The sequence below is a fragment of the Bradyrhizobium sp. NBAIM08 genome (genome assembly GCF_020193935.1).
In the GTDB taxonomy this organism is placed as follows: domain Bacteria; phylum Pseudomonadota; class Alphaproteobacteria; order Rhizobiales; family Xanthobacteraceae; genus Bradyrhizobium; species Bradyrhizobium yuanmingense.
This window is the reverse complement of the sequence record NZ_JADYVR010000004.1, coordinates 39,751-64,191: the sequence shown is the minus strand read 5'-3', so window position 1 is coordinate 64,191 and position 24,441 is coordinate 39,751. Positions and strand designations below refer to the sequence as shown.

The following is a 24,441-nucleotide window of genomic DNA, read 5'->3' as shown; positions in this document are numbered from 1 at the left end:
AGATGTGCCGGGGCTCGGTTGTCTGGCGCGCAAAATCGGTTAAAACCGCCGCCGTCGTTTTTCCCGATCTCGAGGATACAGCGGAATGAACATTCTTCCCGGCAATTTGCGTTTCGGAGCGGGGCAGCCCGTCAAGCGTTTGGAAGACCAGAGGCTGCTCACCGGGAAGGGACAGTTCATCGACGATAAGCCGGCCGACGGCGCGCTGTGGTTGCACGTGCTGCGCTCGCCGCACGCCCACGCCAAGATCGTCTCGATCGACACCAGCGCCGCGGCTTCGATGCCGGGCGTTGCCGCGATCTACACCGGCGCGGACTTGGTCAAGGACGACATCGGCACCATCCCGACGCTGAACATCTTCAAGCGCCCGGACGGCAAGCCGATGACCGTGCCGCCGCGCCGGCTGCTCGCCCATGAGGTCGTCCGCTATGCCGGCGAGGCCGTGGCCGCGGTGGTGGCCTCCTCGCGCGTGGAGGCGCAGAGCGCGGCCGAGGCGATCGCGGTCGAATACGATGTGCAGCCCGCGGTGGTCGATCCCGTCGAGGCGGTGAAATCAGGCGCGCCCGTGGTGTGGCCGGAGGCGCCCGACAACATCGTCGGCGCCATGAGCTACGGCGATGCCGCCAAGGTCGACGAGGCCTTTGCCAAGGCGGCGCACACCGTCGAGCTCGATATCGTCAGCCAGCGTCTCGTTCCGTCCGCGATGGAGCCGCGCTCGACCATTGCCGAGATCGACAAGAAGTCCGGCCGTCTCCTGCTGCACGTGCAGTCGCAGACGCCGGCCTCGACCCGCGACGTGCTGGCGGAAGCCGTGCTGAAGCGTCCCAAGGACAGTGTCCGCGTGCTGGTCGGCGACATCGGCGGCGGCTTCGGCCAGAAGACCAATCTCTATCCCGAGGACGGCATCGTCGCCTATGCCGCGACCAAGCTGAACAAGAAGATCCGCTGGCGCGGCGACCGCACCGACGAGTTCGTCGGCGGTACCCACGGCCGTGATCTCACGTCCACGGCGTCCTTCGCGCTGGATGACAAGGGCAAGGTGCTGGCCTATCGCGTCAAGTCGATCGGCTGCACCGGGGCCTATTCCTCGGGCGCGGCCAACATCATCCCGCTGGTGCTCGGGCCATTCGTGCAGACCGGCGTCTACGATCTGCCGCTGGTGCATTTCGAGGTGAAGTCGGTGATGACCCACACCGCGCCGGTCGGGGCCTATCGTGGCGCCGGCCGCCCCGAGGCGGTGTTCATCGTCGAGCGCCTGTTCGACGCCGCTGCGCGAAAAATCGGCATGGACCCGCGCGCGATCCGCAAGGCCAATTACATCAAGCCGGCGCAGCTGCCCTACACCAATGCGGCCGGCCAGGTCTACGATTCCGGCGCCTTCGCGCACATGCTCGACCGCGCCGTGAAGCTCGCCGACTGGGACGGCTTTGCAGCGCGCAAGAAGGCGGCGAAGAAGAAGGGCCTGCTCTACGGCCGCGGACTCACCTCCTACATCGAGTGGACCGGCGGCCGCGCTCACACCGAGAAGGTCAGCCTGCACGCGACCTCGCAAGGGCGCGTCGTGCTGCATTCCGGCACCATGGCGATGGGGCAGGGGCTGCAGACCACCTACACCCAGATGATCTCCGACACGCTTGGCATTGCCATGGACAAGATCGACGTGGTCCAGGGCGACACCGATCTCGCCATGGGCTTCGGCAGCGTCGGCTCGCGCTCGCTGTTCGTCGGCGGCACCGCGGTTGCGGTCTCCTCGAATGACTTGATCCAGAAGGCGCGCGAGAAGGCCGCGAACGTGCTGGAGACTTCGGTCGAGGATATCGAATATCAGGGCGGCATGCTCACCGTGGTCGGCACCGACCGCCGCATCAGCCTGTTCGATCTCGCCGAGAAGGAGAGCGGCGCCAGGCTCAGCGTCGATTCCGAAGGCGAGGTCGATGGTCCCAGCTGGCCGAACGGCACGCATATCTGCGAGGTCGAGATCGACCCCGAGACCGGCGTCTCCAAGGTCGTGCGCTACACCACGGTCGACGACGTCGGCGTCGCCGTGAACCCGATGCTGGTCACCGGCCAGATCCATGGCGGCGTCGCGCAAGGCATCGGCCAGGCGCTGTATGAAGGCGTGTCGTATGATGCCGACGGCCAGCTGCTGACGGCGAGCTACCAGGATTACTGCATCCCGCGCGCGGACGACGTGCCGCCGATCGTAGTGACGCTGGATGATTCCGCGCCCTGCCGCACCAATCCGCTCGGCGCCAAGGGCTGCGGCGAATCCGGCGCCATCGGCGGCCCGCCCTGCGTCACCAACGGCGTGATGGACGCGCTCGCCGAGCTCGGCATCACCCAGCTGAACACGCCCCTGACGCCGCAGAAGATCTGGCAGGCGATCCGGGACGCGAAGGCGGCGGGATAGGTGCGCTAGCTGTTGCGCAGGCTATTGCACCAAACTCAGCTCGTCGTCCCGGGGCGCGCAAAGCGCGAGCCCGGGACCCATAACCACAGGAAGTGGTTGTCGTGCGAAGCTGGCAACTCCGAGTCCCCATAACCACATCTTCCTGTGGTTATGGGTCCCCGCCTTCGCGGGGACGACACCGAGCGAGTGGCTCTATCCACGCCAGCCCGCCCGTCAAATCCCCAGCATCATCTTCGCGATGATGTCGCGCTGGATCTCCGAGGTGCCGCCGAAGATGGTGTAGGCGCGGCCGTTGAGATATTCCGGCATCACCGTCAGCATCTCCTCAGGGGTCGCCGGCTCGTGGTTGAGCTTGTAGAGCGGGCGCATCGGCTCGACGGCGAGGGCGTCATGGCCGATCACGTCGGCCCCTAACCGCGTCACGGCCTGGCGGATCTCGCTGTTGCGCAGCTTCAGGATCGACGACACCGCGCCGGGATTCTGGCCGGTCTGGAGTGCCGAGAGCACGCGCAGCTCCGTCATCTCGAGCGCGTCGATGTCGACCTCGACCTCGGCAATCCGCGTCGCGATGTCGGGGCTGTCGATGGCGCGGCCCGTGAGGTCGGACTCGGCAAGATCGGCAACCGCCTTCAATCCTTCGCGCAGCTTGGCCGAGGCGATGCCCGCGCCGCGCTCGAACTCGAGCAGATATTTGCCGTAGGTCCAGCCCTTGCCTTCCTCGCCGACGCGGTTGGCGACGGGCACGCGGACGTCGTCGAAGAACACCTGGTTGACCTCGTGGTCGCCGCCGATGGTGAGGATGGGACGGATGGTGATGCCCGGCGTCTTCATGTCGATCAGGATGAAGCTGATGCCGTCCTGCTGCCGCGGCCCATCGCTGGTGCGCACCAGCGCGAACATGCGGTTGGCGTGATGGGCGTGCGTGGTCCAGATCTTGGTGCCGTTGATGATGTAGTCGTCGCCGTCGCGCACCGCGCGCGTCTTGAGGGACGACAGATCTGAGCCGGAGCCCGGCTCGGAATAGCCCTGGCACCAATAATCCTCGCCGGAGAGAATCCGCGGCAGGTAGAAATTCTTCTGCTCGGGGCTGCCGAAGCCGATGATGACGGGCCCGACCATCTTCACGCCCATCACGTTGACGTTGGGCACGCCGGCGCGGGCGCATTCAGTCTCGAAGATCCAGCGCTGCGCCGGCGTCCAGTCGGGGCCGCCATATTCGACCGGCCAGCCCGGCGCGCCCCAGCCTTGGGCGTGCAGCGCGCGCTGCCAGGCCATGCCGATGTCGGGATCGGAGAACACCGATGGCGTCAGCGCGGTCGCGCGCTTCATTTCCTCGGTGAGATTCTTGGCGATGAAGCCGCGCACCTCGCTCTGGAAGGCGCGCTCCTCGGCATTGAACGACAGGTCCATGATGCGCTCCTTGTTAAGCAGAGATGGCCCTGCGGCTCAGCTCGGCGTGGCGGGCATAGTGATGCGCGCTGCCGCCGAACAGCGTGTCGAACGCGACGAGGCGCTTGAAATAGGCGCCGACCTCAAGCTCCTCGGTGACGCCCATGCCGCCATGGAGCTGGATCGACTGCTCGCCGACGAAGCGCGCGCATTTGCCGATCTTCGCCTTCGCGCCCGAGGCTGCCCGGGCACGCTCGATCGGCGCGCTATCGGCCTTCAACGCCGCGCGCAGCGCCATCGAGCGGGCCTCGTCCACCTGCATCGCCATGTCGGCGAGGCGGTGGCGGATCACCTGGTTGGCGGAGAGCGGCCGGCCGAATTGTTTTCGGATCTTGGTGTAGTCGAGCGTGGTGTCGAGCAGCGTCTGCATGATGCCGACAGCTTCCGCACCGAGCGCGGCCATGGCGCGATCGATCGCCCATTCGATCGCGGGCACGGCGTCGCTGCCGTCGCCGAGCAGGGCGTCTTCCGGCAGATGCGCGTCGAACAGCTCGATGTTGCAGGCGCGTCCGCCGCCGAGACGCGGATAATCACTGATGACGAGGCCTGACGTCGTCGCCTGCACGAGGAACAGGCCGATCCGGCCCGAGGGGCCCCGATGATCGTGGATATGGGCGGAGACGATGATCTCGTCGGCGGCATGTCCGTCGAGCACGGCGATCTTGCTGCCGGAAAGGCGCCAGCCTTGTCCGGTCTTGTTGGCGCTGGTCGTGACCTTGGCAAGATCGAACCGGGCGGCGCGCTCCGAATGCGCCAGGGCAAGCTTCAGTGATCCGTCCGCCACCTTGGGCAGGCTCGCCTGCTTCTGCTCGCTGGTGCCGCATCTGGCGATCAGCGCGGCCCCGAGCACGACTGTTGCGACATAAGGTTCAGAAACCAGGCCCCGGCCGAAGGCCTCCATCAAGATGCCGATGTCGACCGCGCCGCCGCCGAGCCCGCCGAACTCTTCCGGAAGCGGCAGCGCCAGCCAGCCAAGCTCGGCGAACTGCTTCCAAACGGCCGGGCTGAAGCCGAGCGGATCATTCGCGATTCTGCGGCGGTGCTCGGCATCGTAGCTCTCGGCCACGAAACGTTCCGCGCTTTCGCGCAGCAACTTTTGCTCGTCACTGAGATTGAGATCCATCGCGTCTACTCCGCGGCGGCCGGCGGCTTGCGCACGGAGGGATGCAGGCCGGATGGATCGACGATCATGCCGAACTCCTGGAGATTGTGCGCGTGGCAGAGCTGATGCAGCGCGAAGGCCTGGTCGATCGCAGCCGGCTGGCCCATGACGTCGACCGAGCGGTTGACCGCCTCCTTGGTCAGCTTCAGCGCGAAGGACGGTTTTGTTGCGATCCTTCGCGCCAGCTCCAGCACGCGCGACGACAGCTCGGCGCGCGGCACGATTTGGTTGACCATGCCGAGCTGGTGCGCCTCCTGCGCGCTCCAGCTGTCGGCGGTGAACAGGAACTCCTTGGCCTTGCGTGGTCCCAGCTCCCAGGGATGCACGAACCATTCGACGCCGCACACGCCCATGGTGACGACGGGATCGCAGAACTGCGCATCGTCGCTGGCGACGATGAGGTCGCAGGCCCAGGCCAGCATCAAGCCGCCGGCGATGCACTTGCCATGCACCTCGGCAATGGTCGGCTTTGCCAGATTGCGCCAGCGCCGGGTGATCTGGAGATAAATTTCCTGCTCGCGGGCGAACCGGCCATGGGCGTTCGGCTCGGCAAAGCCACCCCAATTTCCGATCGGCGGGAAATCGACCCCAGCGGTATTCTTGTCTCCGGGGCGCAGGTCGTGGCCGGAGGAGAAGTGCGGCCCGTTGCCTGCGAGAATGATCACCTTGACCGCATCGTCCAGCACCGCCGCGTCGAAGGCGGCGTTGAGGTCGTAGGTCATTTGCAGGTTCTGCGCGTTGCGCGCCTCGGGCCGGTTCATCACGACACGGACGATCGCCGGCTCAGGCCGTTCCACGAGGATGGTCTCGAACGAGGACATCGCGTTCCCCCTGGTGTTTCCGCTCTTGTTTTGCCGGAGTTGACTATGTCGGCCGGTGCGAGGCAAGAGGCTTGCGTCAGCCTGCTGCTTTTCTCAGGCGCGCAATCTGATAGTTTGCGCCGGATTCCACCGGGAGAAATTTAATGCGCAAGATCCTGACCGTGCTGGCCGCCCTGGCCTCGCTGAGCCTGACCAATTGCGGCTACAACGCGATCCAGAGCGAGGACGAGCAGATCAAGGGCAATTGGTCCGAGGTCGTGAACCAGTATCAGCGGCGCGCCGATCTCGTGCCCAATCTCGTCAACTCGGTGAAGGGCTTTGCCCAGCAGGAGAAGGACGTGCTGCTCGGCGTCACCAATGCACGCGCCAAGGTCGGCAGCATTCAGGCGACGCCGGAGGTGCTGAACGATCCCGCCGCGTTCCAGAAATTCCAGGCCGCGCAGAGCGAGCTCTCCAGCGCGCTGTCGCGCCTCCTGGTCGTCACCGAGAACTATCCGCAGCTGAAGTCCGATGCCCTGTTCAAGGACCTGATGTCGCAGCTCGAGGGCACCGAGAACCGCATCACGGTGGCGCGCAACCGCTACATCAAGGCGGTGCAGGATTATAACGTCACCGTCCGCTCGTTCCCGACCAATCTCACCGCGATGGCGTTCGGCTACAAGGAGAAGCCGAACTTCTCTGTCGAGAACGAGAAGGCGATCTCGACCGCGCCGAAGGTGGACTTTAACGCGGCGCCGGCGCCGTCGAAGTAAGCGCGTCGTTTCGAATGCGCGCCCCACACTCCGCTGTCATTCCCCGCGAAGGCGGGGAATCCAGTACGCCGCAGCCTCTCCGCATCCCACGGGCGTCTCTGGAATACTGGATCGCCCGGTCAAGCCGGGCGATGACAGCGAGGATTTGGTGGGCGCATCGAGCGATCGCCTCTTTTGTGTTCGCCATCGCCCTCCTCCTCACCTTTGCCTTCCCCTCCCATGCCGACGTCGCCGTCCCCCAGCTCACCGGCCGTGTCGTCGATCAGACCGGCACGCTCTCCAGCAGCGACATCGCCACGCTCACGCAAAAGCTGCGCGACTTCGAAAACCGCAAGGGCAGCCAGATCGCTGTCCTGATCGTCGCGACCACGCAGCCGGAGACGATCGAGCAATTCTCGATTCGCGTCGCGGAGGCCTGGAAGATCGGTCGCAAGAAGGTCGACGACGGCGCGATTCTCGTCGTCGCCAAGAACGACCGGCATTTGCGCATCGAGGTCGGCTACGGTCTCGAAGGCGTGCTCACCGACGTCACCTCTCGGCGCATCATCGACGAGGCGATCACCCCCAAGTTCAGGAGTGGCGATTTCGCCGCGGGCATCAGCGCAGGCGTGGACCGCATGTTGCGGGTGATCGACGGCGAGCCGCTGCCGTCACCCTCGCGCAGCGTCAACTTCGCCCACAATAGTCTGGATGATCTGGCGCCGGTGTTTGCGGTGGCGCTGTTTGCCTCGATCGGCGTCGGCGGGTTCTTCCGCGCCATCCTGGGGCGGCTGCTCGGATCATTGGTGACCGGGGGCATCATCGCAGCGGTAACCTGGCTCATTCTCGGCTCCGCGGCGCTCGCGGCGGCTGTCGGCATCCTCGGCTTCATCGTCGGATTCATCGCCGATCTGTTTTCGGCGATCACGCCGGGCACGGGCCGCTCGCGCGGCGGCTCGTGGTCGAGCGGCTCCTCCGGCGGATGGAGTAGCGGATCGTCGAGTAGCGGCGGCTTCAGCGGCGGCGGCGGCAGTTTTGGCGGCGGCGGCGCCTCGGGGAGCTGGTAGCGATCATGAGCATCAAGCGCATTGCCCGACATCTCGTGCAGCATCACTGGCGGGCGAAGCAGATCTTTCCGCAAGCGGTGCTCGACCGCATCGAGCAGGCGATCAAGCGCGGCGAAGCCACCCATTCCGGCCAGGTCCGCTTCGTCGTCGAAGGGGCGCTCGACGGCGGCCCGCTGTTCCGCAACCAGCCGGCCCGCGAGCGCGCGCTCGACGTGTTCTCGCATCTGCGTGTCTGGGACACCGCCCACAACAATGGCGTTCTAATCTATCTCCTGCTCGCGGACCGCGACGTCGAGATCATCGCCGATCGCGGCATCGACGCGAAGGTCGGCGCGGAGGGTTGGGAGACGATCTGTCGCGCGATAGAGGCCGAGTTCAGATCGGGCCGGTTCGAACGCGGCGTGATCAGTGGCATCGAGGCCGTCTCGCGCGAAATGGCAAAGCATTTTCCTAAGCAAGGGCCGCATGCGAACGAGCTGCCGGATGCTCCCGTCGTGATGTGACGGATAGTGATTTGATCGGAGCGCGCGCGGCGCGCTCCGTCATTGCGAGGAGCCCTTGCGACGAAGCAATCCAGACTGCCTCCGCGGAGAGACTCTGGATCGCTTCCGCCCTCGCCAAGGCTTCGGCGGACCAGTCCTGCGCTCGCAATGACGCCATGGGGAGCCATTCCGCCCCCGTTCATCTTCCCCCGATTACGAACTGTTTCACGCCCGCCACACCGGTTCCACTTTCCCGGCCCAATTCGGCCCCGGATGAATTCCTAAAATTTCGGTAAGCGGGTCCCGAGGTAAGGATTTCGCAAGCAATGAAAGTTACCAAAAGGTCAACCGAGACTGGAGTATTTGAGCCGTGAGCGAACCAATGCCCGAGCAGGCTGCCCAGGATTCCGCTGCCATCGACGCGGCAGCGCCGCAGGCCATCGAGGCTGCCGCGGGTATCGAGGCCCCCTCGATCGCCCCCGACCACGAAGCGCCGCCCAAGCCCGATCCGGTCAAGGCGGACGCCCCGAAGATTGAGCCGCCGCGGATCGAAGTGCCGAAGTTTGAAGCCAAGACTGACGCCAAAGCTGAGGCCAAGCCTGAGCCGAAGCACGGCAAGCTCATCGTCATGCCGCCCGCCGACCGCGCCTGGGAGCGCGAGGAGTTCGCCCCGCATGGGAAGGCCGACGAGCCGCGCGAGTCCGGCAGCAAGCGCCGGCTGTCGGCGATGGCCGCGGTGGTGGCGATTGCCGCCAGCGTCGGCGCGATCAGCGGCGCGCTTGCGACCGCCGGCATGATGCGTTTCGCCGCACCCGCCCCGGCTCCGGTCCAGGTCGCCGATACCAGCGCGCTGGATGCGTCCGTGGCGCGGATCGACGCCGACCTCGTCGCCCTGAAGGCCAATGTCGAGCAGAGCTCGAAGACCGGCCTCACCCAGTTCAACCGGGCCAACGACCGCCTGGACAAGCTCGAAAAGGCGCAGGCCGAGCCGTTGGCCAGGATCGCAAAGCTGTCCGAGGCCGTCGACAAGCTCCGCGCCACGCCGCCCGCCGCGCCTGCGCAGGCCGCTGCAGCGGTGCCCAAGGAGACCACCGGCTCGATCGCGCCGACGCAGGTCGCGACCGCGGCGGCCGCACCGGTCCCGGCGCCCGCAGCTCCCAAGACCGAAGTTGGGCGTCTGCCGACGATCGAAGGCTGGCGGCTGCGCAGCGCCGGCAATGGCGGCGCGCTGATCGAGGGCCGCGACGGCCTCTACGAGGTCTATCCCGGCGACCCCATCCCCGGCGTCGGCCGTGTCGATGCGATCCGCCGCCAGGATGGCCGCTGGGTGGTCGTCACCTCGAGGGGGCTGATCACCGGACGCTGAGCGTCCGATATCCGACTTTCGAAGAGGCGCTTCACTGCGATGTGAGGCGCCTTTTTGCTTGAATAGGTGTCCCTGCGCGGTGTTACCTCAGGCATGGGCCGCGCCTTGCGAATTCTCGTTGCTGCCGCCGCATTGCTGGGCGGTGTGGTTTCGCTGTTCGCAGCGGAGAATGCCGCGCTGACGCGCGGCACCGCGATTACCGATCCCGATCTCCTGCGCAAGCTCGACCAGAACAACACGCTGACGATCTCGCGTCTTTTGTCGCCGGAGCGGAATTCGGACGTCCCGCTCACGACCGAGCCGATGTTCGCCTCGCGGCCGCAGCTGAAAGACATTCTGCCCGCGATCGATGCGGAATTCGACCGCTATATCGCATGGTTCAGGGCGACCTATCCGGGCGAGACCATCGGCGTCGGCGAGGGTTTTGACGCGCAATTGTTCGATCGGGCCAATCTGAAATCGCGCGAGGCGCGGTTCGTTCTGGCCGGCATCGTCAATCGCATGGACCGTGCCTATGTCTCGGAAGAATCCTGTGGCGAGATCCGGCTGATCTATCGTCTGGCGCGCTTCGACAGCGGGCCGGATGGCGGCAAGACCGTAACGCGCCTGCCGATGACATTCAACCTCGTGATGAAGGCGCGCGATGGGCGCCAGACGGATGCGAACGGCAAGCCGATCAGCTGCGCCGAGATCGCGCGGCGCTGGCTCGACAATGGCGACTGGCAGGGCTTGATCGGCGGTCGCGCTCCGCCTGACGACGCCATGCTCGACAGCATCGAGACCAACATCCAGGTCTCGGTCGCGCCGAAATCGGCGCTGCACGATTTCCGCTCCGACTATCTTCTCAAGGTGTTCAAGTACAATGCCGCCACCAGGACATTCGTGGAATCGACGCTGGAGAACCAGATCGACCGCGATCGCATTCTTGCTGACGATGCGCTGCGGCGCGACTTCAAGGCCTGGCTGCTCGCGCCCGAGAACTTGCGTGAATTCGATCGCGGCACGGTGTTGATCCCCGAGAAATTCCTGGCCAGGGCCGCAATTGTGCCGACCCCCGCCGGCCTCGACGCCTCGGCGTTGCAGCCGGAGTTCGGCATGATGCAGGGGGAGGGCAAAGGCGATCCCGTCTTCACCGACAATGACGTGGTCGGCGCGCTGAAGCGGGCGGCGGCACGCGGCCTCGACATGCAGAACGTCCGTTCGGTCGCAGGCTTCCAGCGCCGGCTCAACGACGTCACCTGCACCGGCTGTCACCAGACCCGTGGCATCGGCGGCTTCCATTTCCCGGGCGTCGATTGGCTTGCGGACAGACCGTCGAATGCCGCCATCGTGGCGGCCTCGCCGCACTTCTTCGGCGACCAGCTCCGCCGCCGCGACATCCTGACCGCGTTCGCGGCCGGAAAAACCCCTGATTTCTCACGCGGATTTGCCAGCCGGCCGCAGACCCGCGGCAGCAGCGAGCTGGACGGCAGCGAATATCAGGACGGCTGGGGCGCGCATTGTTCCCTGCAAGATCCGGGATCGGGAACGCCGGACAGGAGTTTTACGTCATGGAGCTGTGCTAGCGGTCTGACCTGCCAGGCCGCCGCGGCCTCGCGCCGCATCGGCATGTGCTTCATCAAGACGCGTTAGCGCGTGATCCAGGAAAAGTGTGGAGCGGTTTTCCGAAGGATCACGCGCAAGATAAAGTCTCAAGCGATTTGGATGACCCATGACGGATACCGGCAACGCCAACAAGGCGCGCAATCGCGAGATCGCGCGGAACGAGGAAGTCAAGCAGGTCACCGGCAGCGCCCGCGTCAGCATCTGGGCCGTCGCGGTGGCCGTCATCATCGGCGGAATTCTGTTCACGCTGGGCTGGCTGTCGCTGAGGTGAGCTTGCTTACCTCTCCCCGCTTGCGGGGAGAGGTCGAATTCGATCGCAGATCGAATTCGGGTGAGGGGGTACAGGTCCCTCGACGAACTCACATGTGGAGAGAAGCCCCTCACCCAACCCTCTCCCCGTAAGAACGGGGAGAGGGAGAAGAGAGAGTCCTCACGTCGCGTAGTTCGTCATCCGTTTTCCCGGCAGCAGCTCGTAGGCCTGCTTCCAGCCCGGCAGCGCGGCCATGCGGCCGAGCCAGGCGTGGATGGCGGGATGGCTCGATGCGAAATCGAAGCCATGCTCGTCGCTGGGATAATGCAGATAGGCCATCATCGAGATGTCCGCGACCGTCGGCCTTGCGCCGATCGCGAATGCATTGTGCTGGAGATGGCCGTCGAGGATACCGAGAAAGTCTTCGAGCCGCCGGCGAAAATGCTTCAGCACCTGCGGATCGTTCTTCTCGGTGAAGGCGCGCATGAAGCGGTAGGTCGCCATGTAGCCGGTGAGCTTGTGGTTGTCCCAGAACAGCCAGCGCAGCAGCTCGAACTTCTCGTCCTCCGTCTCGGCGCCGAAACGGCCGTATTGCTCGGCCAGTTTCAGCAGCAGCGGCGCGGTCTGCGTCATCTTCACGCCGTCGATCTCGAGCACGGGAATCTCGCCCATCTCGTTGACGGCCTTGCGCCATTCCGCCGTGCGCGTGACGCCGCCGGCAAAATCGGTCCAGACCGGCTCAAACGTCTCGCCGCAGAGCGTCAGCATCAGCGCCAGCTTGTAGCTGTTGCCGGATTCGGGGAAGTAGTGCAGGCGGTAGCTGGGCATGGGACCTCGCGGCACTGTGTGTTGCCGATTGTTATAGCGAGATAGTCCGGCATCGTCATTGCGAGCGCAGCGAAGCAATCCAGAATCTTTCCGCGGAGACAGTCTGGATTGCTTCGTCGCAAGGGCTCCTCGCAATGACGGTGTTCGGAGCAACCGACTCGGCCTTACCCCACAGCCCCCGACCCCCGCAGCGCCTTGATCGCCGCCTCGTCAAATCCCGCCCCGCGCAAAATCTCGTCACTGTGCTCGCCGACGGCTGGCGGCTTGCGCGGCTGCACCTTCTTGGCGCCGTCGATCCAGATCGGGCTGTTGATGGTCAGCATGGTGTCGTTCTCGAACGGCACCAGCACCTCGTTGTCGAGCATCTGCTTGTCGTTGGGGATGTCGTCCAGGATGGCGACGACGCCGAACACGAGGCCGTTACCGTCGAGGATTCTCCGCCATTCGGCGAGATCCCTGGTGGCGAAGGTCTCGTCCAGGATCCTGATCAGCTCGACCGAGCGGGCGTGACGGTCGGCCTTGGTGGCGAAGCGGGGATCGTTGATCAGATCCTCGCGGCCCAGGCACTTGGCCAGCGTCGGAAACTGCTTCTCTTCGTTCAGCAGCGACAGGATCAGCCAGCGGCCGTCCTTGCACTGGTAATGATTGGCCACCGCGTTAAGCGCGCGCTCGCGCGGGCGCCGCTCGCCGAACTTGGCGCCGCAGAGCTTGGCCTGCGCCAGCACGCTCGCCGCCCACACCCCGTTCGCCATCAGGTTGGACGCGACATGCGAGCCCTTGCCGGTCTTCTCGCGCTGATACAGCGCGGTGACGATCGCGCCGTAGAATGCCATGGCGCAAGGGTGGTCGCCCATGCCCGCGACCGAGCGCGCCGGCGTGGTGTCGGTGTCGGCGCGGACGAGATCCATCAGGCCGGACCGCGCCCAATAGGCGTTGCTGTCGAAGCCGGGCTTGTTGGCTTCCTCGCCCTTCTCGCCATAGCCGGTGAAGGAGGCGTAGATCAGCCGGTCGTTGAGATGGGCGAGGTGGTCATAGGTGATGCCAAGCTTGGTGCGCACCGGCGGCGGCATGTTGGTGATGAAGACGTCGGCCTCCTCCACCAGTCTGTAGAGCACGGCCTGCGCTTCCGGCTTCGACAGGTCGAGCGCGATGCTCTTCTTGTTGCGCGCCTCCAAGAGCCAGGCGAAATTGTGCTCGCCTGAGGGATAGCCCGGCAGGTTCGGCAGGTTGCGATAGGGGTCGCCAGTGCCGGGCGGCTCGATCTTGATGACGTCGGCGCCGAAATCCGACAGCACGGTCGCGGCCGCGGGCGCTGCGATGAAGCTCGCGCAGTCCAGCACCTTCAGGCCTGCAAAAATGCCCTTCTCCATCGCGGCGTCGCTCCCTCGCTTCAGTCGTTTCCCGCGCGCTGGAATTGGCGCGGGCGCGTGATGAGAGCATTAGACCGATGTTTTGCCGGGATGCAACGGCACCTGGCGCAGGGCCTCACTCCTCCCCCGCAAGCAATGCGGCATTGCCGCCGGCCGCAGCCGTGTTGATCGTCACGGTCTGCTCGGTGGCAAAGCGCGCGAGGTAGTGCGGGCCGCCGGCCTTGGGGCCGGTTCCGGACAGGCCGCTGCCGCCGAACGGCTGCACGCCGACCACGGCGCCGATCATGTTGCGGTTCACGTAGATGTTGCCGACCTGGACGCGGTCGACGATGGCCTCGATGGTGTCGTCGATGCGCGAATGGATGCCGAGGGTGAGCCCGTAGCCGGTGCGCGCGATGGATTCCAGCACACGCGCCAGGTTCTCCGCGCGATAGCGCACGACATGCAGGATCGGGCCGAACACCTCTTCGGTGAGCTGACCGGCCTCCTTGAGCTCGAAGATATGCGGCGCGACGAAGCAGCCGTCCGGCGCGGTGCCCGCAAAATGCAGCCGCGCCTCGCGCTTCATCCGCGCGATATGCGCATCGAGGCGCTGCTTGGCCTCCTCATCGATCACCGGACCGACATGGGTCGCGACATCCGCGGGATCGCCGATCTTCAGTTCGCGCGCGGCGCCCGCGATCATCTCGACCATGCGGTCGGCGACATCCTCCTGCGCGAACAGGAGCCGCAAGGCCGAGCAGCGCTGGCCTGCGGAGCGGAACGCAGAGGTCACGACGTCGTCGGCGACCTGCTCGGGCAGTGCGGTCGCATCCGCGATCATGGCATTGATGCCGCCGGTCTCCGCGATCAGCGGCACGATCGGCCCGTCCTTGGCGGCCAGCGTCCGGTTGATCTGGCGCGCGACGTCGGTCGAGCCGGTGAAGACTACTCCGGCGACATCAGGATGCGCGGTGAGGACGCCGCCGATGCGGCCGTCGCCGGTGACGAGATGCAGCGCGCTTCTGGGGATGCCGGCCTCGTGCAGCAGGGCTACGGCCTCGCGCGCGATGCGCGGCGTCTGCTCGGCGGGTTTCGCCACCACGCTATTGCCGGCCATCAGCGCCGCGGTCACCTGGCCAAGGAAGATTGCGAGCGGAAAATTCCACGGCGAGATCGCGACGAACACGCCGCGGCCGCGCAGGCTAAGCACATTGCTCTCGCCGGTCGGGCCGGGCATGGCGGCATCGTTTCCGAACAGCTTGCGGCCCTGCGCGGCATAGTAGCGGCAGAAGTCGGCGGCTTCGCGCAGCTCGGACAGAGCGTCGTCGAGCGTCTTGCCGCCCTCGGCTTGCAGCAGCGCGATGAAACGGGCGCCGCGGGTTTCCAGAAGATGCGCGGCCTGCTCCAGCGCCGCCGCGCGTGTGCCTGCAGGTGTCCGGCTCCAGGCAGTAAAGCCGGCGCGCGCAGTCGTCACCGCCGCGTTGGCCTGATCCCGTGTTGCGTCAGCGACAGGCTTGAGGTCGGCCGCCGCGGCCTTCACGTCCGTCAGCAGCTGGTCGAGGGCGGCACGCTCACCGAATTCGACGCCGCGCGAATTGCGCCGCTCCGGCGCGAACAGATCTGCCGGCAACGGAATCTTGGCATGAGGTGCCTGCAATGCCTGGCCGATGGCATTCGCCGGGCGCTGCAGCAGCGCCGTGACAGGCACGCGATAATCGGCCGCCTGCGCCACGAAGGACGAGTTGGCGCCGTTCTCCAACAGGCGCCGCACCAGATAGGCGAGCAGGTCGCGATGGCTGCCGACCGGCGCATAGGTGCGATAGGCGATGTCAGGATGATCCTTTGCGAGTTGCTCGTAGAGCGCTTCGCCCATGCCATGCAGGCGCTGGAACTCGAAGCCGCCGCCATCTGCTGCGAGCTCCAGCACGGTCGCGACCGTCAGCGCGTTGTGGGTGGCGAATTGCGGGAAGATGCGCGGCCGCAAGGCGAGAAGCTTCGTCGCGCAGGCGACGAAGTTCAGATCGGTCATCGCCTTGCGCGTGAACACGGGATAGCCGTCGAGCCCGCGCTCCTGCGCGCGCTTGATCTCGGTGTCCCAATAGGCGCCCTTGACGAGGCGCACCATCAGCTTGCGGTCATGCGCGCGGGCGAGTTCATCGACATAGTCGATCACCGCGCTGGCGCGCTTCTGATAGGCCTGGATCGCGAGGCCAAATCCGTCCCAGCCGGAAAGCGAGGGATCGGCGAGCGTCGCCGCGATCACGTCGAGCGACAGCTCCAGCCGGTCGGCTTCCTCGGCATCGACGGTGAAGTTGAGGTCATGCGTCTTGGCGCGCTGCGCAAGGTCCAGCAATAGCGGCACCAGCTCGGCCATCACGCGGCCGCGGCTGATCGCCTCGAAACGCGGATGCAGCGCCGAAAGCTTGACCGAGATGCCGGGCCGGTCGGGCAGGGGATGGTTGCCCGAAGCCTTGCCGATCGTGTCAATCGCGCTGGCATAGGCGTCGAAATAGCGCTTGGCATCGGCGGCCGTGCGCGCGCCTTCGCCGAGCATGTCGAAGGAATAGCGCGGCTTCTGGCCCGAGCGCGGCCGAGCCCGCTCCAGCGCCTGCTCGATGGTCTCCCCTAACACGAAATGGTTGCCCATCAACCGCATCGCCTGGCGCGTCGCGGTGCGCACCGCCGGTGCGCCGAGCCGCTTCACCAGCCGGCCGATGGTGCCGTCGGGCGTCTCGCCGGGCTGGATCACCCGCGCCGACAGGCCGAGCGCCCAGGCCGAGGCGTTGACCAGGAACGCGGTGGACTTGGTCTCGTGATGGATGAAATCGCCCTCGCCGAGCTTGTCCTCGATGAACTGGTCGGCCGTGCGCGCATCGGGCACGCGCAGCAGCGCCTCGGCCAGCACCATCAGCGCCAGCCCCTCCTTGGTCGAGAGCGCGAACTCCCGCAGCATGTCCTCGACCCCGCCGAGCCGGTCGTCGCGCTTGCGGATCGCCTCGATCAGCCGCGTCGCGAGGCGGTCGATCCGGGCCTCCCGTGCCGGGATGAGATGCGAGGCCGGCAGAACCTTTGCGGCGATCTCGGAATCATCGGGGGCGTAAGGCGCGGAGAAGGGGGGCGGGATGTTCGGCATGGCGTGTCCTGTGGCTGAAATCCAGGATAAGGCCCGCGTGACCGTAGTTCGATAGACAATTTAGCCAGTTTGCCTTAGAAAATGAAGAGGATTAGCCATTTGGCCGGATAAGATATGGAACTCGATCGAACAGACCGGAAAATCCTCTCGATCCTGCAGGAGGATGGGCGCATCGCCAATGTCGAGCTCGCCGAGCGCATCGGGCTGTCGCCGACCTCGATCGGCGAGCGGTTGAAGCGCCTGCAGCGCGAGGGCTTTGTCGAAGGCTATGGCGCGCGGCTCAACCCGCACCGGCTCGGCCTTGGGCTCCTGGTGTTCGTCGAGGTGCTGCTCGACAAGACCACGCCCGACAATTTCGAGCGGTTCGCCCGAGCCGTGAGGCTCGCCCCTGAAGTGCTGGAGTGTCACATGGTTGCCGGCGGCTTCGACTATCTTGTGAAGGCGCGGCTTGCAGACATGACCGCCTATCGACGCTTTCTCGGCGAGACCCTGCTGTCGATGCCGGGCGTGCGCGAGACGCGAACTTATGCGGTGATGGAGGAGATCAAGCGCGACGCACCGCTGCCGGTGGGTTAGCGAAGTGCAGTCGCGATTGTCATTGCTGTGGTTCGATGAGCGGTCTTCGCAAGGAAAAAATAGCTATCCTTGTGCAATCGCAACGCCTGTCGTCGAATGCACCGGCCGTCTTCTTAAATTTTCTTGGCCCGCTCCCGGACAAATCCGGGAGGCAGCAAAGGCTGGCGCGGGCTTATACTTTGAGGTTTTCCGCGGAGGTCTTGCCCCGGTTTGCGATCTCTTCGTATTCCACCGTCTGTCCCTCGTTGAGGGTCGACAGACCGGCCTTCTGCACTGCCGAGATATGCACGAACACATCCTTGCCACCCGACGCAGGCTGGATAAATCCATAACCCTTCGTCGGGTTGAACCACTTGACCGTACCTTTAGCCATCACGACTTCTCCGCGGGTCTTCCTCCGAGATCTCGAACCGCCAGTCCCCGCCAACCGGCCGGTTCGGTCCTAACAGGATACGCGGAATGTGGCAGGCTTGGTAGCTCAAACCACATCGCCATTTCGCCGAATTCCGCTCAACTTCGCGGCGTTTTTGCCGGTTTTGCCCGTTTCGCGGTCAAATGGCAGGAGCGCGTGATGCCATCCCTCAGTAGGTCGCGGTCAGATAATCGACGATCTTGCCGACATCGGCATCGTCGATCGGTGCGCCATAGACCTTGATCATCTTGGTCACCTCGGCCTGCCAGAACGCCCTCTTGTCCTTCATCGGCGGCTGCGTGGCGACGTAGTCGGACGAATGGCAGGCGCTGCAATTGCCCTGCACGACCTCGAGATTGGGACCGGGCTTGAAGGCGGCGACTTCGTCCGGGGTCTTGTAATCGACGGGCGCTGCAAGTGACGAGCCCATCAATGCGGTGACGGCGAGCGTGATGGCGAGGAGAACGATGCGCTGCATGATCAGTCTCCTTCAGGCCACGCTGACGCGAACGGTTTCGACGACGTTGCGCAAGTAACCCGCCGGGTTCCAGCGCGGCATGTCCGGCTGGGTCTCGCCGCCATTGCCGGTGGCGCGGACCTTGAGCTCGTGGCTGCCGGCCGCGAGCTTCACCGGCAGCTTCCATTCGCGGAAGGCGTACCTGCCGAGGTCCTTGCCGAGCTTGGCGCCGACCCAGGTCTTGCCGCCGTCGGTGGAGACCTCGACCTGCTTGATGCCCTTGCCGCCATCGAACGCGATGCCGCGCAGGGTCACGGCTCCCGCCTTCAGCTTGGCGCCATCGGGGACGCTGGTGATGAAGGAGCGGATGGTGAAGCGGTTGATCGGGATCGTCGCCTTTGGCGCGGTGCCCGGCTCGACCGCATTGTTCGGCGTGTCGGGGATGCGGTAGGCCGACTTCATCCAGAAGCCGTCATAAACGTCGTCGATGACGGTGATCTCGTTGAGGTGCTTGACCCAGTAGGTGCCGAAATAGCCGGGCACGATCAGGCGCAGCGGAAAGCCGTTGAGGAACGGCAGGTCCTCGCCGTTCATGCCATAGGCCAGCATCACCTCGCCGTCGGTGGCGTGATCGATGTCGAGTGCCTTGATGAAATCCGGCGTCTTGTCGTTGACCGGTCCGTCCATGCCGTTGAAGGTGACCTGCCTGGCGCCGCTGTGCACGCCGGCCATCTCCAGCACGTTCTTCAGCGGCACGCCGCGCCAGCGCGCGCAACCCATCGCGCCGTTGGCGAGCTGACCGCCGGCGACGCGCGGCTCGAAGAAGCCGCGGCTGTTGCCGGAGCACTGGTTGACGGCGACGATCTCCGTCGCCTTCATCTTGCGGATGTCCTTCAGCGACAATTTCAGCGGCTTGTCGACCTTGCCCTTGACCTCCAGCGTGAACTTGTCGGGGTTGAGATCGTAGGGCAGGTCGGAGAGGTGGTAGCGCACGAAGAACGCGTTGTTCGGCGTGATCGGGCCGTCGTTGAACACCGCAAACGGGGTCTCGAGCTGCGGCGGCCGGCTGGTCAGGCCGATCATCGGCCGCTTCTGCGGATATTTCACCAGCGGCCGTTCGCCATTGGCGAAGGGCAGGGTCACCGTGTCGAGGGCCAGCGCCTTGGTGGAATTCAGTGTGGCCGCCATGGCGGCAAGGCCTGCTCCCTTGAGCAGGTCGCGTCGATCGAACATTCTTTCTCCTCCCGGAGCTTCTCGTTGGATCGGCGGTCATCAGCACGATCCTGCGCTCATCTGTCGCAACCATTTGCGTGAAGTCAATTCGCGCTTTCGCAGCAAGCCCATGCCGCTGCGTTGCAGCAGGCCGGTGTTGTGCTCGTAACGAGATTGACGAGCAGTAGGCCGCGACGACGGTGCGCTCCCTCGCCCCGTTCTTACGGGGAGAGGTAAAGAATCACGCCGCCACCCGCTCGCTGCGATCGACCAGCGCCGCCAGCTCCCTCGCATTCGCCACTACGCGTACCGCGAGCGGCTGGTCGCGGCCGCGGATGGCGACCTCCTGCTGCGGCAGCGCATCGTCGGAAATATCAGCTGTACGGCGGACTTCGTCCGAGACGATCGCCTCGCAGGCCAGCGTCTTGGTCATGTCCTGCAGGCGGGCGGCGACGTTGACGGCATCGCCGAGCGCGGTGAAGACGATGTGATCGCGATAGCCGATGTCGCCGATGATGACCTCGCCGCCGTGGATGCCGATGCCGAAGCGGATCGGCTGGCGCAGATCGTGGCTCAGGAGATCGTTGAGCTCGTCGATATGCGCAGCGATTCCCGCGGCGGCCTTCAGCGCCTGCCGACAGGCGGTTTGCGGGTCGGCCGCGAGTCCGAACAGCGCCAGCATGCCGTCGCCGACGAACTGGTTCGGCTGGCCGCCGTTCTCGATCACCGCTTGCGACACCGCGCCGAGGAAGCGGTTGACGATGAAGACCGTGTCGAACGGCAGGCGCTTCTCGGCCAGCTGCGTCGAGCCGCGCATGTCCACGAACAGGCTGACGAGATAGCGCTCCTGGCCGATACTGGTCGATGTCGAGGCTCCGTCCGTTGTATGCGTGTGAGCTGCGAAGAGTTGGAAGAACGAGAGATCGGAGGTCGGACGCAGCTGACAGGCCAATCTGATCGAGGGATCGGCGGTGCCGACGCGGGTGAGAACGAAAGCCTCGCGCTGCGATGGAGTGGGCAGGGCATCATGATCGCCGATGATACGGATGCGGCAGGTCGAGCAGCGGGCGCGGCCGCCGCAGACGCTGGCGTGCGGCACGTTGTGGCGCAGGCTCGCCTCCAGCACGGACAGGCCCTTGGGGACCCGCACCGTCTTGCCGTTGCCGTAGGACAGCGCGATCATGCCGCCGCGCCGTTCGCGCAGGGCGCGCACGCCGCGCGCCGCCAGCACCAGTCCCAACAGACCGAAATAGCCCATGGTGAGACCGCCCGCGATGCGCTCGAGCGTGTCGCCTTCCGCAACCGTGCCGACCTTGCTGCGGGTGAGATGCTGCTTACGCCATTCGACATCGTCACTGTCGGCGGCGACGCTGCGGCCGCCCTGGTAGACGCCGAGCAGCGATAGCGTCGGGATCAGCACGGCGGCCGCGAGCAGATAGGGCGCCGCGCGTGTGAAGAACGGCTTCAGCCGAAGCCAGAAATAGACGCCGATGCAGCCGTGCACCCAGGCGATGAGAAGCAGGATCGTCATCTGCCAGATTAGGCCCGGCGCCGCGACGAAGAACAAATAGAGCTCCTGCGGATACAGCTTCTCGTGTCCGTACAGCGTCTGCGCGAGCCGTACGCCGATGACGTGGCCCATGACGAGGACGGGGATGCTCAAGCCGAGCACGAGCTGGAGCGGCTCGATCGTTCGCCAGCGGAACTGGCGGCGCTGATACAGCGCGTAGACGCCGAGGCCCATATGGGTGAGGGCGGCCGTGTAGAACACGATCGCGACCGGGAGGAACTGCCAGAACAGCGTGTGGTAGTAGACCCCGGTCTCCATGGCATCGACCGAGATGTTGCCGAGCGCGTGGTTGAGGAAATGACTGACCACAAAGGCGAACAGGATGATGCCGCAAACGAGTCGCACCTGCCGCACCCCGGCGGCGCGGACGACTGACATCTGTGTGGGAGCGGTGGCCATGATTCGGTTGTGTCAGGTCCTGGAGGAGACCAGCCAGCGTAGCCTTTAATTCCCGATATGGACAGCCAGCAGGATCGCCGGGACGACAGCCCCACATTGACTCCCCCTTCCAAGTCGGGGAAAAGCGCCGCCGTGACGATCGCTCCCGACATCTCTGCAAAGCCTGACGGCGCCGAACGGCGTCTGATCCTCATGGCCGCAGCGATCATCGCCGCGATGACGCTGCTCCGCATCGTCTATGCCTCGGCCATCGAGCTGCGCACCGACGAAGCCTATTACTGGACCTGGTCGAAGGAGGCTGCGCTCAGCTTCCTCGATCATCCGCCCGGCATCGCCTGGCTGATCCGCTTCGGAACCGCGATCTTCGGCGATACCAATCTCGGCGTCCGCTTCGGCGGCATCGTCGCCATGCTGGTGACGCAGCTATTGCTCGCCGACATCGTCCGCCGCCTCACCCATGATGCGCGCGCGATCGTGTTCGCGGTGCTGATGCCGGAGGCCGCGCTTTATTACGGCCTGTTGATGGCAAAGGTCGCGCCCGACGTCGCCATGATCCCGTTCGCGGTCGCGATGATGTGGTCGCTGGTGCGGCTGGCGCAAAGCGGCGATGGCCGCTGGTGGTTGGCGGCCGGTCTGTTCGCGGGCCTCGCGATGCTGTCGAAATTCACCGTGGTCATGTTCGCGCCGGCGGTCGCCGCCTTTCTGCTGGTGCCGGATTGGCGCTGGCGCTGGCTGCGCAGTCCTTACCCCTATCTCGCCGTGCTGGTCGCGCTAGCGGTGTTCTCGCCGGTGCTGATCTGGAACGCGCAGCACGACTGGGCCTCGTTCCGTTTCCAGGGCGTGCGCGCCACCGCCAATTACGGCGTCTCGCTGCGTACGATCGGCGATTACATCGGCCTACAATTCGGCCTGGTCGGTTTCGTCTTGCTGCCGGTGGTGCTGACGGGCCTGGTGCTGACGGCGTGGCGCGGCTATCGCACGCGCGAGCCGGTCGCGATCCTTTTGTCGACGGCGGTGCTGGTGCCGTTCGCCTATTTCTTCTTCAAGTCGCTGACGCTGCGCGTCGGCGACACCTGGCCGATGTTCATGTGGCCAGCCGGTTTTGCCGCCACCGCGGCCAACCTCGTCACGATGAGGAAAGAGGGATGGTCCGCCAGGATGCTGAGGTCCTCGCTGTTCTGGGCCAGGACAGCGATCGTCTTAGGCATTCCCTTCGTCATCATCGTGTTCCTCTACTACGTTGCCGCGCCCTGGAATCTGCTCGGCAAGATCGACCCGATCGGCGCCGAGGCCGGCTACGAGCAGGTCGCCGCGCAGGCGCAAGCCGCCCTCGACGCAACAGGCGCGACCTGGATCGCAACCACGGACTACCGCACCTACGCCATGATGCGCTGGCTGTTCCGGGGCCGCGTGCCCGTGATCGAGCTCAACGAGCGCGGCCGCTTCCAGGACTTCCGCGATCCCGGCATGGACAGGATCAAGGGTCATGCCGGCATCTATGTCGGGCGCGAGCCGGACAACCGCGCATCGCTGTGGGAGCACATTCCGGCGCAGCGCGAGCAACTCGCCACGGTCGAACGCCGCTGGCGCGGCGTCGTGGCGGACACCTATGTGATCGAAAAGCTCACCGGCTGGACCCCGCAGCTCTCGCCGCCAAAGGACTCGCCGCTGTTCCAGTGGAAGGTGCTGGCGGACGCCGGCGGGCGCTCGCGTTCTCTCTCCAAGCCTCTCCAGGAGCCTGGAGCGGGAGGGTAAGCGCGAGCCTACTGCACGAGATCGGCGACGGTGGTTGCGGCCTTGAGGCCGGTGCCGGTGAGAACGGCCACCGTGGTCTCGTTCGCATTGATGGCGCCGGTTGCGGCGAGCTTATCGAGCGCCGCAGCCGCGCTGGCGCTGGTCGGCTCGGCAAACAGGCCCTGGCGCGCGAGGCGGCGCAGGGCGGCGACGATCTCGTCCTCGGTGAGCGCGATGGTGGCGCCGCCGCTCTCGCGCAGGGCGGCGATGATCTCACGCAGGCGGAGGGGAGTCTTGATCGCGGTGCCCTCGGCAACGGTCTTGCTCACCCCGCGCGCGACGGGCGTATCGACACCGGCCTTGAAGCTTGCATCGATCGGCGAGCAATTGAGCGGCTGCGCCGCGAACAGGCGCGGCAGCTTCGAGATCTGCCCGGCCTTCATCAGTTCGCGGAAGCCGAAGGCGCAACCCAGCAGACTGCTGCCGGCGCCGACGGGAACGATGATGTTGTCGGGCGCGCGGAATCCCAGATCTTCCCAGATCTCGTAGGCCAGCGACTTGGTGCCTTCGAGGAAGAACGGCTGCCAATTGTGGCTGGCGTAGAAGGTCTGGCTCGACTGGCGGATGGCCTCGGCTTCGGATTCCTCGCGCGGGCCCTCGACGAGCTGCACGCTCGCGCCGTAGGCGCGCACCTGCGCGATCTTGGCCGGCGACGTCGAGGCCGGCGCCAGAATCTTGACGCGCATGCCGCCGGCCGCCCCCAGCCCCGCCATCGACGAGCCGCCGTTGCCGGAGGAATCCTCCAGAATGGCGTCGACACCGATCTGTCGCAGGAACGACAGCATCACCGCCGAGCCGCGGTCCTTGAAGCTGCCGGTCGGGTTGAACCATTCGAGCTTGAACAGCGGGCGCAGCGCGCCCCAGTCCTGCTGGGCCAGCGGCGTGCAGCCCTCGCCGAGCGTGATCGGGTTCTCGATCTCGACCGGCAGCGCCGCCCGATAGCGCCACAGCGAGCGCGTTCGGCCATCGATGTCCTCGCGTGAGATGCCCGCCCCCGGCGTCACCAGCAGCGGCGTGCGCTCGTCCGAGCACCAGCGCGGCTGGTCCAAGGGATAGAGCTTTCCGTTGCGGGGATCGATGTAGCTGGCGGCAGGCATAGCAGTCTCCAAGGCAGGGCAGCGCGGTGCGCCGAACTTGAAGCCCACCGCACGAAACGAAGCAACACCTTGAAAACACGAAAAATGGAACTATTTCAATTCCTTAAACTGGCCTCGCAGGCCGAGTGGCAAGCGCGATGGGCGCGCTGGCATCGGATGCGACGGCCTGACGGCCCTCTCGATGACGGGAATTTGGCCCCGAACGGCCCCTGCGCCCTGCCACGATTAACTTGTCTGTCGTCGCCGGCCGCTACAATATGTTGGATTG

The 24,441-nt window shown here is 65.6% G+C and carries 20 protein-coding genes; 9 read left to right on the top strand and 11 right to left on the bottom strand.

Annotation, left to right across the window (positions count from 1 at the left end):
- Window positions 1–85: 85 nt before the first annotated feature.
- Window positions 86–2,410 carry a xanthine dehydrogenase family protein molybdopterin-binding subunit gene (locus I6F37_RS14895; RefSeq protein ID WP_225142137.1) on the top strand — a complete coding sequence of 775 codons (2,325 nt, stop codon included), beginning with the start codon at window positions 86–88 and terminating at the stop codon, window positions 2,408–2,410.
- A gap of 213 nt (window positions 2,411–2,623) precedes the next feature.
- On the opposite strand, the gene I6F37_RS14890 is transcribed toward I6F37_RS14895, so the two are convergent.
- The 3 genes from I6F37_RS14890 to I6F37_RS14880 are packed head-to-tail and all read right to left on the bottom strand — an operon-like array spanning window position 2,624 to window position 5,842.
- On the bottom strand, window positions 2,624–3,820 hold the full coding sequence (locus tag I6F37_RS14890) for an acyl-CoA dehydrogenase family protein (RefSeq protein WP_225142135.1): 1,197 nt from the start codon (window positions 3,818–3,820) through the stop codon (window positions 2,624–2,626).
- 13 nt (window positions 3,821–3,833) lie between these two features.
- Window positions 3,834–4,982, bottom strand: a complete 1,149-nt coding sequence (locus tag I6F37_RS14885; RefSeq protein WP_036009678.1) for an acyl-CoA dehydrogenase family protein — start codon at window positions 4,980–4,982, stop codon at window positions 3,834–3,836.
- Window positions 4,983–4,987: 5 nt separating this feature from the next.
- Window positions 4,988–5,842: an enoyl-CoA hydratase gene (locus tag I6F37_RS14880; RefSeq protein ID WP_036009680.1), complete on the bottom strand. Its 855-nt coding sequence runs from the start codon at window positions 5,840–5,842 to the stop codon at window positions 4,988–4,990.
- A gap of 143 nt (window positions 5,843–5,985) precedes the next feature.
- Between I6F37_RS14880 and I6F37_RS14875 the strand changes: the two genes are divergently transcribed.
- The 6 genes from I6F37_RS14875 (at window position 5,986) to I6F37_RS14850 (ending at window position 11,364) form a co-directional block, all read left to right on the top strand.
- On the top strand, window positions 5,986–6,594 hold the full coding sequence (locus I6F37_RS14875) for a LemA family protein (RefSeq protein WP_036009681.1): 609 nt from the start codon (window positions 5,986–5,988) through the stop codon (window positions 6,592–6,594).
- 131 nt (window positions 6,595–6,725) lie between these two features.
- Window positions 6,726–7,640 (top strand): YgcG family protein, encoded by a 915-nt coding sequence (locus I6F37_RS14870; protein ID WP_036009682.1) that lies wholly within the window; start codon window positions 6,726–6,728, stop codon window positions 7,638–7,640.
- Window positions 7,641–7,645: 5 nt separating this feature from the next.
- Entirely contained in the window at window positions 7,646–8,143 is a 498-nt protein-coding gene (locus I6F37_RS14865) for a TPM domain-containing protein (protein ID WP_036009684.1), read from the top strand.
- A gap of 361 nt (window positions 8,144–8,504) precedes the next feature.
- A complete protein-coding gene (locus I6F37_RS14860; protein WP_036009685.1) occupies window positions 8,505–9,488 on the top strand; it encodes a hypothetical protein in 984 nt (327 codons plus the stop codon).
- A gap of 93 nt (window positions 9,489–9,581) precedes the next feature.
- On the top strand, window positions 9,582–11,120 hold the full coding sequence (locus tag I6F37_RS14855; RefSeq protein WP_036028665.1) for a hypothetical protein: 1,539 nt from the start codon (window positions 9,582–9,584) through the stop codon (window positions 11,118–11,120).
- A gap of 79 nt (window positions 11,121–11,199) precedes the next feature.
- Window positions 11,200–11,364: a hypothetical protein gene (locus I6F37_RS14850; RefSeq protein ID WP_167361650.1), complete on the top strand. Its 165-nt coding sequence runs from the start codon at window positions 11,200–11,202 to the stop codon at window positions 11,362–11,364.
- Window positions 11,365–11,523: 159 nt separating this feature from the next.
- Here the strand turns inward: I6F37_RS14850 and I6F37_RS14845 are convergent, their stop codons facing one another.
- From I6F37_RS14845 to putA, 3 genes are all read right to left on the bottom strand, one after another.
- On the bottom strand, window positions 11,524–12,171 hold the full coding sequence (locus I6F37_RS14845) for a glutathione S-transferase family protein (protein ID WP_036009689.1): 648 nt from the start codon (window positions 12,169–12,171) through the stop codon (window positions 11,524–11,526).
- 164 nt (window positions 12,172–12,335) lie between these two features.
- Entirely contained in the window at window positions 12,336–13,541 is a 1,206-nt protein-coding gene (locus tag I6F37_RS14840) for a CaiB/BaiF CoA-transferase family protein (RefSeq protein WP_036028662.1), read from the bottom strand.
- 115 nt (window positions 13,542–13,656) lie between these two features.
- Window positions 13,657–16,656 carry a bifunctional proline dehydrogenase/L-glutamate gamma-semialdehyde dehydrogenase PutA gene (putA, locus tag I6F37_RS14835; RefSeq protein ID WP_225151784.1) on the bottom strand — a complete coding sequence of 1,000 codons (3,000 nt, stop codon included), beginning with the start codon at window positions 16,654–16,656 and terminating at the stop codon, window positions 13,657–13,659.
- Window positions 16,657–16,770: 114 nt separating this feature from the next.
- Between putA and I6F37_RS14830 the strand changes: the two genes are divergently transcribed.
- A complete protein-coding gene (locus I6F37_RS14830; RefSeq protein ID WP_036009699.1) occupies window positions 16,771–17,232 on the top strand; it encodes an Lrp/AsnC ligand binding domain-containing protein in 462 nt (153 codons plus the stop codon).
- 172 nt (window positions 17,233–17,404) lie between these two features.
- Here the strand turns inward: I6F37_RS14830 and I6F37_RS14825 are convergent, their stop codons facing one another.
- The 4 genes from I6F37_RS14825 to I6F37_RS14810 all read right to left on the bottom strand — a co-directional run bounded on the left by I6F37_RS14825 (window position 17,405) and on the right by I6F37_RS14810 (window position 21,282).
- On the bottom strand, window positions 17,405–17,605 hold the full coding sequence (locus tag I6F37_RS14825) for a cold-shock protein (protein WP_008563500.1): 201 nt from the start codon (window positions 17,603–17,605) through the stop codon (window positions 17,405–17,407).
- 208 nt (window positions 17,606–17,813) lie between these two features.
- Window positions 17,814–18,122: a cytochrome c gene (locus I6F37_RS14820; RefSeq protein ID WP_225151782.1), complete on the bottom strand. Its 309-nt coding sequence runs from the start codon at window positions 18,120–18,122 to the stop codon at window positions 17,814–17,816.
- A 12-nt stretch (window positions 18,123–18,134) separates the two neighbouring features.
- The gene (locus tag I6F37_RS14815) at window positions 18,135–19,334 is read right to left on the bottom strand and encodes a molybdopterin-dependent oxidoreductase (protein WP_225151780.1); all 1,200 of its coding nucleotides are present in this window, start codon (window positions 19,332–19,334) and stop codon (window positions 18,135–18,137) included.
- A 220-nt stretch (window positions 19,335–19,554) separates the two neighbouring features.
- The gene (locus I6F37_RS14810) at window positions 19,555–21,282 is read right to left on the bottom strand and encodes an adenylate/guanylate cyclase domain-containing protein (protein ID WP_225151778.1); all 1,728 of its coding nucleotides are present in this window, start codon (window positions 21,280–21,282) and stop codon (window positions 19,555–19,557) included.
- A 192-nt stretch (window positions 21,283–21,474) separates the two neighbouring features.
- Here I6F37_RS14810 and I6F37_RS14805 point away from each other — a divergent pair, with 192 nt between their 5' ends.
- Window positions 21,475–23,037 (top strand): glycosyltransferase family 39 protein, encoded by a 1,563-nt coding sequence (locus I6F37_RS14805; protein ID WP_225152219.1) that lies wholly within the window; start codon window positions 21,475–21,477, stop codon window positions 23,035–23,037.
- Window positions 23,038–23,045: 8 nt separating this feature from the next.
- Here I6F37_RS14805 and I6F37_RS14800 read toward each other — a convergent pair whose 3' ends face one another.
- Window positions 23,046–24,173, bottom strand: a complete 1,128-nt coding sequence (locus I6F37_RS14800; protein WP_225151776.1) for a pyridoxal-phosphate dependent enzyme — start codon at window positions 24,171–24,173, stop codon at window positions 23,046–23,048.
- Window positions 24,174–24,441 lie beyond the last annotated feature (268 nt).